The organism is Polyangiaceae bacterium (genome assembly GCA_015075635.1).
Lineage (GTDB): Bacteria > Myxococcota_A > Polyangia > Polyangiales > Polyangiaceae > JADJKB01.
On the sequence record JABTUA010000003.1, the window covers coordinates 1,342,792 to 1,358,687 of the forward strand.

Genomic DNA, 15,896 nt, shown 5'->3' on the forward strand with positions numbered 1-15,896 from the left:
TCCAGCGTCGATCGCGTCCCCAACGACCTCGCCACTATCTGGCGCTGGATCGACTCCGGGGCAGAGCTTCAGCAGCTCTGCCTCCACGCCCGCTCGCACTCCGCCGCCGAAGACGTTTGCTCCGTCGACCTGCTCCCAGCCGTTCTGGAGGTACGCGTTGTCGCAGCGCGCGATGACGTCGAAGAACGCGCCGACGCGCGCCGACGCACGCGCCATGGGGCTCTAAGGCGCGGCCTTCTCGCGCTGCATCTCGCTCTTCGCGCCGCTCACGCCCCAGGTCAAAAGCTCCGTCTTGTTCGGCTTGCCGATCTCTTCGGACTTCACCACTCCGCTGATCGGCACCGCGGGGTGGATCCACACCCACTGGTCCGACGAAGCCTGTTTCGTCTCGACCTTCTGCTCGCGTTTGTAGGCGCCGCGGAAGGTGGCGGCGGGCACCGTCACGTCCTCCTGGGGCGCGCCGGCCAGGCTCGGGACGAAGATGTCGGCGAGCGCCCGCTTGTAGCCCTCGGCGCTGACCTTCAGGGTCTCGTCGCGCAGCTCGCGGATCTGGTCGTTCGGCATGCGGATGCGCGCGGCCTGGATGTCCAGGCCGCTCGGATCGCTGCGGCTCTTCAGCTTGACCAGGAGCTGCATCACGGTCCCGGCGTTGGCGGCGCCCCGCACGATCTCCAGCCAGTGCGCACCCTGTTCCTCGCCGACGATCTTGTAGGTGATCTCAGTGGTCGCGCCGTCGTCCATGGTGACCCGGTACTTCGACCACTGCCCGACCGCGAAGGGCGCGAGCTCCGTCGCCGCCGGGCGCGCCACCTCGCCGCCCTGCGCCGGAGGCTCCGCCACGCTGGTGCCGGCGGTGGAGGCCGGCCCCGCGCCGTCGCCGGACGTCTTGCCGCAGGCAGCGAGCGCGAGCACCAAGCCGAGCGAGTACGGGGAGCGGGACATGGCCGCCTTTTTAAGTCAGGACGACGCCTCGCGCCACTCCACGCCTCGGGTTTCGCCCTTTGGCGCCCCGTGGCTGCCGCCGCGCCCTGCCTTCATCGAGGTCGTCGTCGAGACCCACTCGGGAGACGCCAGGCGGAAGTTCCCACCTAGCGCCGGGAGTGCGCCGGCCCCGCCGGTGCTCTCGTGAGTCTCGGCCTCAGTGGCGGATCGCGATCCGCTCGTGCCAAGACAGCGGAAGTCGAGACCGGTACAATCCGCCGCGGAGGCCCCGTGGACCGGAATCTATTCAGCGAGGAGCACGAGCAGTTTCGCCAGTCTTTCAAGAAGTTCGTCGAGCGCGAGATCTTGCCGAACCAGGAGCGCTGGCGCGAGCAGGGCATCGTGGACCGGGAAGCCTGGCGCAAGGCCGGCGCCGGCGGCTTCTTGTGTCCCTGGCTCGAGACCGAGCACGGTGGGCCAGGCGGCGACTTCCTCTGCTCCGTGGTGGTGATCGAGGAGCTGTCGAAGAGCTACGAGTCCGGCTTCGCGATCTCGCTCCACTCCGACATCATCGTGCCCTACATCCACGAGTTCGGCAGCGACGCGCAGAAGAAGCGCTGGCTCCCGGGCTGCGCGTCCGGCGATCTGGTGACGGCGATCGCGATGACGGAGCCCGGCACCGGCAGCGACCTCGCGAACATCGCCACCACGGCCGTGCGCGACGGCGACGACTACGTGCTGAACGGGCAGAAGACCTTCATCTCGAACGGGATCCTCTGCGATCTGTGCATCGTGGCGGCGAAGACGGATCCCGATCCGAAGAGCGCGCACCACGGCATCTCGCTGATCGTGGTGGAGGCGGATCGCCCCGGTCTGTCAAGGGCAAGAAGCTGAAGAAGATGGGCATGGCCTCTCAGGACACCTCGGAGCTGGCCTTCGAGGACTGCCGCGTGCCCGTGGCGAACCGGCTCAACGAGGAGGGCGCCGGCTTCATGATGCTGATGCAGAAGCTGGCTCAGGAGCGCCTCGTGGTCGCGCTGGGCGCGCAGGCCAGCGCCGAGCAGATCCTCGCGGACACGCTCGAGTACGTGAAGGAGCGCCGCGCCTTCGGCAAGCCCATCGCCAGCTTCCAGAACACGAAGTTCAAGCTCGCCGAGGTCGCGACCAAGGTCGAGGTGGGCCGGGCCTTCGCGGACCGATTGGTGCAAGAGCATTTGGCCGGGAAGTTCCTGGTCAAGGAGTGCTCGATGGCGAAGCTGTGGCACACCGACATGGTGGGCGAGGTGGTGGACGAGTGCCTGCAGATGTTCGGCGGCTACGGCTACATGCTCGAGTACCCGATCTCGCGGGCCTACATGGACGCCCGCGTGCAGCGCATCTTCGCCGGCACGAACGAGATCATGAAGGTGATCATCGCGAAGCAGCTGGGGATCTGACGTTGCCTCAGCCATGTGCCTGAGGTCATGGCGCGGAGGCGAGCGATCCAGTAATCTCGTCCGTATGACGGGAAGGGGACGCCCGCAGCAATCCGAGACGCCCGCCGGGCGCCCATCACTGGTGATGGCGATTGGACTCCAGCCGCCCGAGCTGGCAACCGTCGAAGCATGGTGCGGCGCGGGCGATTGCAGACGCACTTGGCGACGTCCCCCCGCCCGAATTGGTCGAGCTAGTCGTCTTGGACGTCCTGGCATCGCCTGGGCTGCTCAGCGAGGAGACTTGCCATCGCACGCGCGTGGTGTGTGTGGGCGGCACCGGGGCCACGCCGTGTGCCGCCCGCGCGCTTCGCGCAGGCGCCCTGGACTACGTCTTGCGCTCTTGTGACTCCGACGAGCTGGCGGCGCGGCTGGACGCGGCGATGTCGCGAGCCAGTCCGCTGCTCGCGACCTGCGGCGCGCGAGTCCAACTGAACGAGGATCGATGCTCCGTCTCGGCGCATGGGGACGAGCTCCTGCTGCGCCCGGCCGAATACGAGATTCTGCGCGCGCTGGTGACCGCCGACCAGAGCGCACAGTCCGCGCACGCTCTCCAGAAGCGGTGCCTCCGTGTCGCGGGCGACGGGGCCAGCGTCCGCAATCACGTCTACGAGATCCGCGAGAGGTTCCGTCGCGCGGGATGGCCGGATCCCATCGATACTCGACGTGGCGTCGGATATCGCATCACCGGCGGCCTGTTCTTCGTGCCCGGTGAGGTCGCGCGATGAGCTCGCTCTCCCGCGCGGTGTCTCTTGTGCTGCTCGCCGGCGCCGTGGCCGCGACGTGCAGCCCTCCGCCGAACGAGCCCGCGCACCCGGCACGTCCCGCGAACGCCGACCCGGAGGCCGGAACGCCGCTGGATTCCAGCGCCGATGTCGGCGCGGCGGGATCGGGCGACGCCTCGGTCGATGCGGCCGAAGGGTCACCCGCGGAACCCGTCGTTCCGGCCTCCCTCGCGGACTCCGTCAACGCCTTCGCCCGCGACCTCCATCGCGAGCTCTCCGCAAAGGAAAAGGGGAACCTCATCTACTCTCCCCTGAGCATCTCCGTGGCGCTCACCATGACCTACGCGGGCGCGCGAGGAGAGACGGCGGAGGAGATGGCGAAGGTGCTGCACCTCGGGCGGGACGCAACGGAGACCCACGCCGAGTACGCCAAGCTGATCCGGAAGCTGGGCTCGGAGCCGCTCCGGGGAGCGCCGGAGGTTCGGCTGGCGAATCGGCTCTGGCCGCAGAAGGGCATGGAGCTCCTGCCGGAGTTCGCGGAGGTCACCCGCCTGCACTACCGCGCGCCGCTGGAGCAGCTCGATTTCCAGAGCCAACCGGAGGCGTCGAGGCAGAGGATCAACTCCTGGGTGGAGCACGAGACCAAGGAACGAATTGCCGAGCTGCTCCCGAAGGGCAGCATCCATGAGGAGGTGCGCCTGGTCCTGACGAACGCCGTCTACTTCCACGGCCGATGGGCGACTCCCTTTGCCGAGGCTGCGACTCGCGACGAGCGCTTCTTCGTCAACGGCGTGACGCCGCGCTCGCTCCCGACCATGCGAGGAACGGTCGAGGCGCGCTACGCGGCGCTCGCGGACGCCCAGGTGGTCGAGCTCCCGTACGCGCGAGGCAACGGACCGGAGTTGGCCATGGTCATCGTCCTGCCCAAGACGCGGAACGGGTTGCCCGACCTGGAGAAGCGCTTCGGCCGCGAGGGGGTCGGCGCGTACGTGCCGGAGCTCAGGCCGACGCGGGTGAGCCTCTGGCTGCCGCGCTTCACGGCGACTCGGCACTACGAGCTCAGTTTGATCCTGAAGAAGCTCGGCATGACATTGGCCTTTTCGGAGGCGGACTTCTCAGGCATCACCGGGCGCCCCGGTCTGCACATCGACCAAGTATTCCACAAGGCCTTCGTCGAGACGACGGAGCGGGGAACTACCGCAGCCGCAGCGACGGCCGTTGTGATGGTCGGTATCAGCGAGTCCCCGACACCAGAGATGCGGGTCGACCACCCCTTCCTCTTCTTTGTCCGAGACCGCCGCTCCGGCGCCGTGCTGTTTGCGGGCCGCATCGTGGCACCAGGTGGTTGAAGGTACGGTCGCGTCGGATCGTTCGGCACAGCGAGATCTGACGTGGATCTGACGGCTACGTGGACTCGCCCGGTACACTCTCGAGGCTCGGAGGACTGCCATGTCGAAAGCCCGCTGTCCGCCTGTTCTTCGTGCCCTGCGAGGTCGCGCGATGAGCTCGCCCTCCCGCGCGGTGTCTCTTCTGCTGTTCGCCGGCGCCGTGGCCGCGACGTGCAGCCCTCCGCCGAACGAGCCCGCGCACCCGGCACGTCCCGCGAACGCCGACCCGGAGGCCGGAACGCCGCTGGATTCCAGCGCCGATGTCGGCGCGGCGGGATCGGGCGACGCCTCGGTCGATGCGGCCGAAGGGTCACCCGCGGAACCCGTCGTTCCGGCCTCCCTCGCGGACTCCGTCAACGCCTTCGCCCGCGACCTCCATCGCGAGCTCTCCGCAAAGGAAAAGGGGAACCTCATCTACTCTCCCCTGAGCATCTCCGTGGCGCTCACCATGACCTACGCGGGCGCGCGAGGAGAGACGGCGGAGGAGATGGCGAAGGTGCTGCACCTCGGGCGGGACGCAACGGAGACCCACGCCGGGTACGCCAAGCTGATCCAGAAGCTGGGCTCGGAGCCGCTCCGGGGAGCGCCGGAGGTTCGGCTGGCGAATCGGCTCTGGCCGCAGAAGGGCATGGAGCTCGTGCCGGAGTTCGCGGAGGTCACTCGCCTGCACTACCGCGCGCCGCTGGAGCAGCTCGATTTCCAGAGCCAACCGGAGGCGTCGAGGCAGAGGATCAACTCCTGCGGAGTTGGACGAGACCATGAACGACCGCGACGCCCGAAGGGCAGCATCCACGAGCTCGTGCAGTTGGTCTTGACCAATGCCATCTACTTCCACGGCCGCTGGGCGACTCCCTTCTCCGAAGCTGCGACTCGCGACGAGCGCTTCTTCGTCAACGGCGTGACGCCGCGCTCGCTCCCGACCATGCGAGGAACGGTCGAGGCGCGCTACGCGGCGCTCGCGGACGCCCAGGTGGTCGAGCTCCCGTACGCGCGAGGCAACGGACCGGAGTTGGCCATGGTCATCGTCCTGCCCAAGACGCGGAACGGGTTGCCCGACCTGGAGAAGCGCTTCGGCCGCGAGGGGGTCGGCGCGTACGTGCCGGAGCTCAGGCCGACGCGGGTGAGCCTCTGGCTGCCGCGCTTCACGGCTACGGTGCGATTCAAGCTCAAGTCGCCACTCGAGAAGCTCGGCATGCTGCTGGCTTTCACGACCAGCGCGGACTTCTCCGGCATCACCAGGCGCCCCCCGACACTGTACATCGAGGACGTGTATCACAAGGCATTCGTCGAGACCTCGGAGAAGGGTACAGAGGCGTCAGCGGGTACTGCAGTTGTCATGAGGACCATCGTGAGCGACTCCCCTCCGCCGCCCGAGGTCAAAGTCGACCACCCGTTCCTGTTCTTCATCCACGACCGCCGCTCCGGCGCCGTGCTGTTCGCGGGCCGCATCGTCGCACCAGGTGGTTGAAGGTACCGCTGCGTCGGATCTTTCAGTACAGCGAGATCTGACATAGATCTGACGGCCACGGCTGCTCGCCCAGTACACCCTCGACTCGGAGGAGTGCCATGTCGAAAGCCGCGCGAGCATCTGCGGGTCTCTGTGTCGTCATCGCCGTGATCGCGTGTGCCTCCGTCGAGGACCGCGCCGAGCCGATCGGCGACCGCGGCGACGCGATCATCAACGGCACCGCGATCACCGATCCCGTGCAAGTCGAGGTCTCGAAGAACGTTCATCTCCGCACGATTCAGGGCGGCGCCCAATGTTCGCAAGGTAGCGGCACGCTGTTGACGAACGAGTGGGTCCTCACCGCGTGGCACGTGGTCAGCAACGCTTGCGGGGGCGCTTGCGCGGCGGTCCAGCCGAACGAGGTCGATGTCACGCTCGGCGACATCACTTTGGGTCACCAGTCCCGAAAGGCGGATCGCTTCGTCTTCCATCCTCGGGTCGGAGCACACAATTGCTTCGGCAATCCCGATACCGACATCGCGCTGGTGCATCTGGCGAGCCCGTTCAACCTCGCCGGGAGCACCACCGGGCACTTCCGGCCCATCTCCGATCTGGACACGCCGAACCTCTTCCTGAAACCGACGACCTGCTTTGGCTACGGGCGCTCCGCGCTCTGCGGCTCGGCGGGGCCGCCGCTGCGATTCGCCGACTTCGTCGTTCGACCCTACCCGGCCCCGTTCCCGTACACCACCCAGCCGCCAGCCTCCGTGGGCTTCACGGTCATGAAGGGTGGCGGCGTCACCCACGACGACCTAGGGACAGGTGTCATGCCGTACAGCGGCGACTCTGGTGGGCCGTGCATCGACCCCAACGACCCTATCAAGGGCAAGGAGGACGTGCTCGGGGTGATTCAGTCCGTCGATGGCGACCGAGGGTTCACCTGCCCCTCGGGTGCCTCGGAGCTCGATCCACGCTTCACGAGGATCGTCGCCGCCTCCGCCTTTCGCGACTTCGCGCGAGCAGTCCTCGCGTCCGCGATGCCGCCGGTCCAGATGGACATCAACTTCGACGGACACCTCGACACCTTCTTCATCAAGGAGCTCGCGGGTCACCTCTTCGTCGAGGTCCAGCTGGGCGGGCCAGGTGGCGTGGTGTTCACTCTCCCTCCAACCGGCATCCCGAAGATCCTGCCTGCTGGCTCCGACCGCGCGATGATCCAGCACGGCGACTTCGACAAGGACGGGATCCAGGATCTCTTCGCCTACATCAACGGAGTCCCGCTGTACCTCCCCGGCGTCATCGGGTTCAACCCCGCAACGCCCGTCCCGACGAACCTGAGCCTCGTCTCGAGCTACCAGTACGTCGCGCCGCGCGACGTGAACAAGGACGGCACCGACGACCTTGTCGCCGTACAGAGCGACGGAACCGAGCACATCTACCTCGGTCAGGCCGGGAAGGGTCTCACCTCGGCCGCTCACCTGTTCCCGCGTGGTTTCAGGTTCTTCGAGCCCGATGACGAGGAGTCGTTCGCCATCTCCGCGCCGAGCTTCAGCAAGAGTCGTTCTCCACGCCCGGCTCGATCAAGGCCACCAAAGGCCTCGTGTACCTGGTGTCGAAGGACGCGGACGGGACCCTCTACAAGGACGAGCTCGACCTGAACCTCGACGGGGAGGCGGGGCTTCCAACTCCGGAGGCCGCTGACGCTTACGGTTTCGCCATGGCATGGGGCAACTTCAGCAAGAGCGCGAGCGGGCTGGCGGAGCTCGTCACCGGCGCGCCCGGCAGGGCCGTGGGAACCGTGAAGAACGCCGGCGTGGTGCAGTGGATGCGGTACAACCCTGCCAAGAGCACCGCGCCCTTCGTTGACTCCAAATCGGTCGATCGCGCGACGTTCGGCGAGAAGCCGTCCCAGTGGGGCTACTTTGGCGGCGCCCTCTCTGCCGGCGACTTCGACGGGGACGGCGCGGATGACCTGGCGATTGGACGCACCGGTGGCGTTCACGTGATGACGGGTGGCGGCACTGGTGCTTTCCCGCTCACGGCGAAGCAGACCCTCACCGCGTCCACGTTCGGCGTCAGCGGGTCCGCCTTCCCTTCTTCCTTGACGTCCGGCGATTTCAACTGCGACGGCTTCGAGGACCTGGCGATCGGAATGGGCGGAGCCGAGGTCCAGGGAATCGAGGCCGGAGCGGTGATCGTCGCGTATGGTGGCTCTTCCGGCTTGGCGCTCCCGGTGGCAGGGCAAGGTGGCGCCTGGCAGCGGATCGACAAGTCAATGGCGCTTGGCGCGGGCTCACCCAAGGCAGCCGATCACTTCGGCTACGTGCTCGCGGCGGGGAACTTCAACGGAGACAGCTACAACGGCAGGCCGTGCATCGACCTCGCGGTAGCCTCGGAGCCCAGGGGCGGGCTCACGTTCGGGAAGGGCGGGAAGATCACGAAGGTCTTGAACGTGGGGGCGGTGACCATCGTCCGCGGCGGACCCGGTGGGTTGACCACTGCCGGGGCCCAACACCTGAAACAGGGCAGCATGGCGGGGGGCACGGCGATCAAGGATCTCTCGGAGGTTCGCGATCAGTTTGGCCAAGGGCTGGCAATCACCGCGGCGGACACCGACGGGTTCGACGACCTCGTCGTGGGTGCGTGGGGAGAGGACGACGCTGCCGGCGCGGCGCATGTTCTTCGTGGAAGCGCGCAAGGGCTCACCGGAGTCGGTCAAGCTCTCTGGCGAGAGAGCGACTTGCAGGGCACGTCCAAGGCGGGCAACGCCTTCGGGCAGACCGTCGGCGGGACCGCCAATGGCGTGCTCATCCTCAGCGCCCCGAACGAGACCTTTCCGGGCCCCGAGATCGGCAAGGCCGACATCCGCGAGGCTGGATGGGTCGCGCTCGTACGGCTCTCGGACTCTTCGCCCATCTCGGCGTCAACCGTCTCGCCGGCGACTCAGGCGACCGTCGGCGGAACACTCACCGAGGGCGGACATTTCGGGCGCGCGGTGACCGCAGCCAGGCCGGCGTTCGTTCCCGCGAGCGCCGCGCAGGTCCGCTTCGACGGGACGGTCATCTCGGCTGGACCCGCACCACGCCTGCTTCGCTGACGCAACGGTCAGATCGTCAAGCCGGCACCCCGGAGCACCAGCCCGAGCCCGAGCGACAGCGCGTTCGCGAGCGCGCTCACGGCGATGGCCTGCCGCCACGGCTGCGTCGGGAACACCAGGCGGTAGAGCAGCGCTTCGGAGCCGAAGGCCCAGAGCTCGGCCACGATCAGCATCGGCGTGTAGGTCAGCCCGAGCTCCGGGAAGACGAACCAAACGGCGGGGTGGCTGAGCACGTTGGCCGCCGCGACCGCCGCGATGCGCCGCCGGCGGGGTTCCGAGCTGTCGAGGAGCCAGGGCGCCAGCGCGAGCTCGCTCCCCAGCGTCAGCAGAAACGCCCGGGCCCACAGGTCGACGTAGGTCAAGCGCGACCTCCTGCCCGGACGTGCAGCATCGCCCGGACGATACTCGCCGTCCTCCTCCCAAGGCCAGCCGGAGTCGGTTGTCTCACCGGGGTGGTGACCCCCGGGCTCGGGCGGAGCGGTCACGGAGGTCTCCCGGATGGCGTCGCGCAAGGACGATTCGATGCTTCACCCGTTGAACGGGCTCTTCGGCGCCGCCGAGGGTCGCGGCGAACGCGAGCTGCGGGAGCACCGGCTGGCGGCCGAGGCAGCCCTCGACCGCGCACAGGCGAAGAAGCGCGCCGAACAAGAGGCCGCGCTGCTCGCCAGTCAGGAGGCCCTGCGCGAGGCCCAGCGCCGCAAGGAAGAGGAGATCCGCCTGGCCGCCGCGTCTCAGGCCGCGCTCGAGACCGCGCGCGCCGAGGCCGCCGCGCAGGCCAGGGTCGAGCTCCTGGAGAAGCAGCACGAGCACGAGCGACGCATGCTCCTCCTCCGCGCCCAGGGACAGCGCGGCAGTCAGCTCGCGGTGGCGGGGCTCCTGGCTCTGCTGGTGTGCCTGGCGGGGTCGCTGGGGATCTACTTCGGCAAGGTGCGCCCGGACAATCAGCGCATGCAGCGCGCGTACGACGAGCTGGTCCGGGTCGAGCGTGCGCGTGCCGAGGAGACCAAGCGCCTGCTGGACAAGAGCGAGAGTCGCCGCGCGACGCTCGGCGCGGAGCTCGAGGAGGCGCGTCGCCGCATCATTGCGCTGGAGAAGGGGACGAAGTGACTCACAGCGACAGCACGAGCTCTTCCCCGAGCTCCGTCGTGCAGCGCTCCACGTGCTCGAGCAGCCGCTCGACGCGGGTGTCCACGGCCCTGAGCTGAGCCTTGCCGAGCACCGGGGCCAGGGGGTCACCGGCCAGGGAGCGCTCGAGCCGCGCGCCCAGGCGCGCCTCGGGGGCCGCGGCGGGACCGAGCGCACGCAGCGCCTCCACGGTGGCGCGCCGGAACCTGCAAATGGGCTCGAGGCGGCTCTGGTTCGTCTCGCCGCGTGAAGCGCGCCAGGACGCGAAGCCCGCGGCGTTGTCCAGGAAGATCAGGCCACCGCCACCCAGCGACAGCACGTTCCCCCCCGACCAGCGATCCGTGTTGTCGATCAGGAAGTCGAAGACGATCAGGTCGCTCCACTCCGGCATTCGTCGTGCGAGCTCCTCGCGGACCGGCTCCTTGGAGCGCAGCCCTTCGGTCCAGCCCTTGGGCGGCTCGGCGCTCACGAGCTTGCCGGCGTGCCAGGCGATCATCGCGCCCGCGATGCGGCCGTCGCGCGCGGGCACCTCGGCGCGGAAGCGCTCGATGAACTCCGGGTCGGCGTTCGACGCCTCGAGGTGCTCGAGCACGTGCGGGTAACCCAGGGATCGCCCCACCACCGCCGCGGTGCGCGAGAAGCCGACGATGCGATCCAGGTGGTAGGCGGCGATCTCGGAGCGGAAGTTCGAGGCCGAGTGCTTCTGCTCCGGCTTCCACACCGCGCGGTTGCCGTCGCCGAAGCGGACCCTGATGGTGATGGTCGCGCCGCCCGGGTTCCGGGTGATCTCGGTGATGGGCGCGCTGGCCAGGCGCTCGAGCCACTGCTTGTCACGGCTCGCGTCCACGGGCCCCGGGAGGCCCGCGTGCTCCGCGCCGCTGGGGCGCGGCAAGGCTTCGAGCAGCGAGGTCGGGAGCGGCGGCGCGCGCTCCGGCGGAGGCTTGACCCGAACCGCGGAACTGGCGGAGGCGGACGGCGCCGGGACCCTCACGCTGGCGACGGGCGCGGCGCTGGCCATGGTCACGCTCGGTTCGGCGCGCACGCTGGTCGCCGCCGGCTCGGCGCTCGGCGGCGGCCGCCGCTCGCACGCGAGCGACGCTGCCGCGATCAGGGCCCAGTACCGGCGCATGGGAGCTGTGATGCTCCGCTGTTGCTGCGCGCTTCGCAACTCTTCTACCCTGAGGCCCGTGCGAAGACTGGCTCGGGTCCTGGCGCTCTCGGCGGTGGCGGTGGCGCTGCCGCAGGCGAGCGCGCGCTCCGCGCCCGGGCCTGTCGCCCTGGCGCCGATCGCAGAGCGCGCCCCCTCGGGCGGCGAGCCCGCGGCCGCCCCCGCTCCCGTACCGCGCGTGGTCGACGTGGCTCCCGCCGGAGAGCGCGTGGCGCTGGAGGCGCCGGTCATCGTGCGCTTCGATGCGGCAGTCACACCGGGAGCGGTCGCCGTCGAGCTCCTCCCCGACGTCGCCGGCGACGCCCGCTGGCTCGACGACCGCACCTTCTCGTTCACGCCGAAGCGCTGGCGCCAGGGACGACCGCAGCGGGTGAAGGTCACGACGGCCGGCGCCGAGCCCGTGGAGTGGACGTTTCGTGCCCGAGTGCCGATGCCGCTGGCGCCCGCGCCCGGCGAAGGCTCACGCCTGATCCTCAGCTTCGACGACGGCCCGAACGACCGGCGCCAGGCCGATCGCCTGCTCGACCGACTGAAGGAGCTGTCGATCCGCGCGCTCTTCTTCCCCTCCGGTCGCTGGGCGAAGACGCGCCCGGACTGGGTGGCGCGCGCGCGCGACGAGGGGCACCGCGTCTGCAACCACACCTACAGTCACGTGAACCTGACGGCGCCGTGGATGACCGAGGCGCGCATCACGGACGAGATCGCGCGGGGCGCGGGGGACGGGGACTGCAAGCTATTCCGCCCGCCGCTGATGGGCGTGGACGCGCGGGTCGAGCGCACGCCAGCCTGCCGCACGGCGCCGAGGTCCGGCGGAGGACCTGCTCGCCACCGTCCTCGGTCGCGCGAAGCCCGAGGCGGTGGTGCTGTTCCACATCCACGCGAGCGCCACCTTCGAGGTGCTGCCCCTGATGGCGGAGAAGCTCCGGGAGGCGGGGTACGTACTTTCCTGGGATCCGGCCGACGCCCCGAACGGACGTGTAGGCCCGAGTAGGAGGCCTGAATGGGGGGCGCTTTCGGACCGTCCTAGTGATGCGGAGGCCCCTTGGGCCGATGCGGACGGGCCCGGGCTTGGCCCACCCTGACGACGGGCTGCTACACTGCGTTGCCCGAGAATCGATGGAAGGTTCTGGGCACTTCCCCGTAGGAGTATGGGGGCGCCCGCCGCCTGCTTCACTGCTTAGGGAACAAGGAGAGACTCGAACATGCACAAACTCATCGCACCCTTCCTGATCGGCGCGGCCGCGTTCGCGGTGCCCATGCTCGTCCCGTCCACCGCCCACGCCGGGCTCGAAGCGTGCGGGGACATCCACGTCGAAGCCAGCGCCAAGTGCGAAGCCGTCGCCAAGGGCGGCTGCGACGTCGAGTGCACGAACCTGAGCTTCGAGGCCGCTTGCCATGCCGAGGGCCAGGTGAGCTGCTCGGGGCAGTGCAACCTCGAGGCGGATGCTTCGTGCACCGGCGCGTGCGACATCAAGGGCTGTGAGACGAAGTGCACTGGCGACGAGGTCAAGTTCGACTGCGCCGCCAACTGCACGGCGGGCTGCGACGCGGATTGCGCGGGCAGCTGCGAGAGCAAGTGTGGCACCGATTCGGAGTGCAAGTCGAGCTGCCAGGGGTCCTGCAAGGCCACCTGTCAGGGCGAGTGCAAGGGCAGCTGCACCGGTGAGTTCCCCGACTGCAAGACCAAGTGCGAGGCCAGCTGCAAGGGTCAGTGCAAGGCGAAGATCAACACGAGCTGCCAGGTGGACTGCCAAAGCAACCTGCAGGCGAGCTGCACCGCCCAGTTGCAGGGCGGCTGCAAGGCGCAGTGCGAGAGCCCCGAAGGCGCCGTGAAGTGCGACGGCGAGTACGTGGATCACGCCGGCAACGCGCAGGAGTGCCTCAACGCCCTGACCGCCTGGACGGCGTCGATCAACGCCAGCGCCAGCGGCAGCGCCACGGCGAGCTGTAAGAACGGCAAGTGCGAGGCCAGCGCCGAAGGCGAAGCCGAAGCCAGCTGCGCCACCGCCCCCGGACCGCGTGCCGGCGGCGCGGCGTTCGCGCTCGGCGCGTTCGGCCTGATCGCCGCCTGGGCGATGGGTCGCCGCCGTCGCGAGAGCTGAGCCGAAGCTCCACGGTCAACGAGCGAGGGCGCCGACAGCCGGCGCCCTCGGCGTTTTGTGCGCCTACTTCTTCCCCGGCTTCTCGCACCGAATGCTGCCCTCGGCGTTGCAGCTGGTGCCGCTCTTGCACTCTTCGTCGATCACGAATTTTCCGCCCTTGCACACCACGATGCTGCTCTTGTCGAGGTTGCAGGCGTGTTTGCCCTCCATCTCGGCGGTGCAGGGGTCCTTGTCGCGGGCGACCGACATGTCGCACGAGAGCTTACCGCCGTCGGACTTGCAGCCGTTCGGGCCCAGGCACTGGAACTCGAGGGTCATCTTCCCGGCCTTGCAGGCCAGGTACTGCTTGCCGTCCACGCTACAGGCCTTGGTCTTGTCGGCCTCCCGGCAGGCGTCGCCCGGCTCGGCGATGGACAGATCGCACAGCGGTCGCCCGTCTTGGGTCTCGCAGCCCTTCGGGCCGCGGCAGCTCGTGGCCACGAACTTCCCGTCCGTGCACACGATCTTGGTCTTCGGATCGAGGCAGGCGGAGGCGCCCTCCTCGTCCGTCGAGCACACGTCGCCCGGCTGATTGCCGGTGATGTCGCAGGACACGCCGCTCGGCGTCAGGCTGCAGCCCCGCGGTCCCTTGCAGGGCGCCTGGATGTAGCTGCCCTTCTGGCAGACGAGCTGGCTCTTCTTGTCGACGCAGCGCGCTTCGCCCTTGTCGCAGGAGCTGCCCGGGCCGGGCTTGCAGCTGTACAGGAAGGCGAGGACGAGGACCGAGACGGAGGTGGGCAGGCGCATGAGGGGCGCACTCTACCCCAGCCGCACGAGTGAGTCAGCGGCGTACCACGCGCACGAACGATGCCCGGGCGGTGGCGCAGCGACGCGCGGCCTGAGCCAGCTCGTGCGCGCGCTCGTGCGCGACGCCGAGCAGGTAGCGATGGCGGCGACCCTGCTGGACGTCGCGTGAGCTCGCGAGCAGTCGCGCTTGCTGTTCCGCCAAACGCAGCTGGGCGTGGACCTCGGAGAGCTTCGCGCTCACACAGCGCGTCCGCGCCGGATCGTTGGCGTCGCGAGCGGCGCGCAGCTCCACGCGCACGCTGGCCGCAGCTTGCTCGACTTCGCGCACCAGCGCCGTGGCACCGGGCTGGTTCGAGGCGGCGGCAGGTGCTGCCACGAGCGCGACCAAGCTCAGCGCGACAGCGGCCCCGCGGCTCCGGCGGCTTCCGTGAGGTTTCAGCATCTTCTGGCGATGAGATGCCGGACCGCCGACCGGCATTCAGCGCGCAGCCTCGACCTTGCCGTGAGGCGGCAAACGCGCCTCAGCGCCGCGCCGCGATGTCGATGCAGATCTTGCCGAAGTGGTTGCCCGAGGCCATGTGCTCGAGAGCCTTGCCCACTTCGTCGAAGCCGAACACTCGATCGACCACGGGGTGAAGCTCGTTCTGCGCCACCGCGCGCACGAGCGCCTCGAACGACTCGCGATGCCCGACGATCACGCCTTGCAGGCGGATGTTCTGCATCAGCACGCCGAGCAAGTTGAGCTCCGTGGAGCCGCCGCCCAGGTTCCCGATGATGCTGATGGTGCCCCCGGGGCGCACGGCCTTGAGCGAGTGGCCGAAGGTGGCGGCGCCGCCGACCTCGAGCACGTGATCGACGCCTCGACCATCGGTCAGGTCGCGCGCCGCTCTTCCCCACTCCGGATCGCGCCGGTAGTTGATCAGCGCGTCTGCGCCGAGCTCTCGGGCCCGCTCCAGCTTGTCGTCGCTGGAGCTCGTGATCAGCACCCGCGCGCCCAGGGTCTTGGCGAGCTGTAGCCCGAAGATCGACACACCGCCGGTCCCGAGCGCGAGCAGCGTGTCGCCGGCAGACAGCGCGCCGTGGGTGACCAGCGCGCTCCACGCCGTCACCCCCGCGCACGGCAAGCAGGCGGCCTCGACGTCGGAGAGGAAAGCCGGGATCTTCACCACGGCCTCCGCGCCCACCTTGAACAGCTCCGCCAGGGTGCCGTCCAGGGGACCGCCCAGCGTGGTTCGGAGCTTGTCGCGGGCAGGCTCGCCGGCGAGCCAGCCGGTGGCGAAGATCGGGCAGACCCGATCGCCGACCTTGACACGCGTCACGCCCGCTCCGGCCGCGACCACGGTCCCGACGCCATCCGAAGCGGGCACGAGCGGCAACGGCTGCCGCGGGTTGTAGCTGCCGCGCACCATCAGCAAATCGCGGTAGTTGAGCGACACCGCGCCCATGCGCAGCACCACCTCGCCGGGCCCCGGCTCGGGATCGGGCCGCTCCTCCACGCGCAGGTTCTCGAGCCCGAAGCCACCGGAGACGACGACCGCTTTCATCGGCGCCGAACTTACCGGATAAGCTCCTCAACGTGTTGCGTTCGTTCACGTCGGCGCTGGCTCGCGCGCCCGCGCTCTCGCTCGGGCTGCTCGGCCTGGCCGCCGTGACGTTCGGCGCGTG

At 69.2% G+C, this 15,896-nt stretch carries 14 protein-coding genes and 1 pseudogene; 9 read left to right on the forward strand and 6 right to left on the reverse strand.

Going from position 1 to position 15,896, the window contains the following annotated elements:
* Positions 1-222: 222 nt before the first annotated feature.
* Positions 223-942, reverse strand: coding sequence for a hypothetical protein (locus HS104_36585; protein MBE7485474.1), 720 nt, complete (start codon positions 940-942; stop codon positions 223-225).
* A gap of 270 nt (positions 943-1,212) precedes the next feature.
* On the opposite strand from HS104_36585, the pseudogene HS104_36590 reads away from it, so the two are divergent.
* From HS104_36590 to HS104_36615, 6 genes and pseudogenes are all read left to right on the forward strand, one after another.
* A pseudogene (locus tag HS104_36590) lies at positions 1,213-2,357 on the forward strand (acyl-CoA dehydrogenase family protein).
* A 239-nt stretch (positions 2,358-2,596) separates the two neighbouring features.
* Positions 2,597-3,121: a winged helix-turn-helix transcriptional regulator gene (locus HS104_36595; GenBank protein ID MBE7485475.1), complete on the forward strand. Its 525-nt coding sequence runs from the start codon at positions 2,597-2,599 to the stop codon at positions 3,119-3,121.
* A complete protein-coding gene (locus tag HS104_36600; protein ID MBE7485476.1) occupies positions 3,118-4,467 on the forward strand; it encodes a serpin family protein in 1,350 nt (449 codons plus the stop codon). Before HS104_36595 ends, HS104_36600 begins: the two co-directional genes overlap by 4 nt.
* A 151-nt stretch (positions 4,468-4,618) precedes the next feature.
* The gene (locus HS104_36605; GenBank protein MBE7485477.1) at positions 4,619-5,974 is read left to right on the forward strand and encodes a serpin family protein; all 1,356 of its coding nucleotides are present in this window, start codon (positions 4,619-4,621) and stop codon (positions 5,972-5,974) included.
* Between the two features lie 98 nt (positions 5,975-6,072).
* A complete protein-coding gene (locus HS104_36610; GenBank protein ID MBE7485478.1) occupies positions 6,073-7,611 on the forward strand; it encodes a trypsin-like serine protease in 1,539 nt (512 codons plus the stop codon).
* Entirely contained in the window at positions 7,563-9,050 is a 1,488-nt protein-coding gene (locus tag HS104_36615) for an FG-GAP repeat protein (GenBank protein MBE7485479.1), read from the forward strand. The genes HS104_36610 and HS104_36615 overlap by 49 nt, the downstream gene beginning before the upstream one ends.
* A gap of 8 nt (positions 9,051-9,058) precedes the next feature.
* Here the strand turns inward: HS104_36615 and HS104_36620 are convergent, their stop codons facing one another.
* Complete coding sequence (locus HS104_36620) at positions 9,059-9,412, reverse strand: hypothetical protein (protein ID MBE7485480.1); 354 nt, start codon at positions 9,410-9,412, stop codon at positions 9,059-9,061.
* 160 nt (positions 9,413-9,572) lie between these two features.
* Between HS104_36620 and HS104_36625 the strand changes: the two genes are divergently transcribed.
* A complete protein-coding gene (locus HS104_36625) occupies positions 9,573-10,157 on the forward strand; it encodes a hypothetical protein (protein ID MBE7485481.1) in 585 nt (194 codons plus the stop codon).
* 1 nt (position 10,158) lies between these two features.
* Here HS104_36625 and HS104_36630 read toward each other — a convergent pair whose 3' ends face one another.
* Positions 10,159-11,304 (reverse strand): hypothetical protein, encoded by a 1,146-nt coding sequence (locus HS104_36630; GenBank protein MBE7485482.1) that lies wholly within the window; start codon positions 11,302-11,304, stop codon positions 10,159-10,161.
* A gap of 58 nt (positions 11,305-11,362) precedes the next feature.
* On the opposite strand from HS104_36630, the gene HS104_36635 reads away from it, so the two are divergent.
* Both HS104_36635 and HS104_36640 read left to right on the forward strand, forming a co-directional pair.
* Positions 11,363-12,334 carry a polysaccharide deacetylase family protein gene (locus tag HS104_36635; GenBank protein ID MBE7485483.1) on the forward strand — a complete coding sequence of 324 codons (972 nt, stop codon included), beginning with the start codon at positions 11,363-11,365 and terminating at the stop codon, positions 12,332-12,334.
* 211 nt (positions 12,335-12,545) lie between these two features.
* Complete coding sequence (locus HS104_36640; GenBank protein ID MBE7485484.1) at positions 12,546-13,445, forward strand: hypothetical protein; 900 nt, start codon at positions 12,546-12,548, stop codon at positions 13,443-13,445.
* Positions 13,446-13,508: 63 nt separating this feature from the next.
* On the opposite strand, the gene HS104_36645 is transcribed toward HS104_36640, so the two are convergent.
* The 3 genes from HS104_36645 to HS104_36655 all read right to left on the reverse strand — a co-directional run bounded on the left by HS104_36645 (position 13,509) and on the right by HS104_36655 (position 15,775).
* Positions 13,509-14,231, reverse strand: coding sequence for a DUF1962 domain-containing protein (locus HS104_36645; protein ID MBE7485485.1), 723 nt, complete (start codon positions 14,229-14,231; stop codon positions 13,509-13,511).
* A gap of 34 nt (positions 14,232-14,265) precedes the next feature.
* Positions 14,266-14,607, reverse strand: a complete 342-nt coding sequence (locus tag HS104_36650) for a hypothetical protein (protein ID MBE7485486.1) — start codon at positions 14,605-14,607, stop codon at positions 14,266-14,268.
* Positions 14,608-14,752: 145 nt separating this feature from the next.
* Complete coding sequence (locus tag HS104_36655; protein MBE7485487.1) at positions 14,753-15,775, reverse strand: NAD(P)-dependent alcohol dehydrogenase; 1,023 nt, start codon at positions 15,773-15,775, stop codon at positions 14,753-14,755.
* Positions 15,776-15,896: the final 121 nt, after the last annotated feature.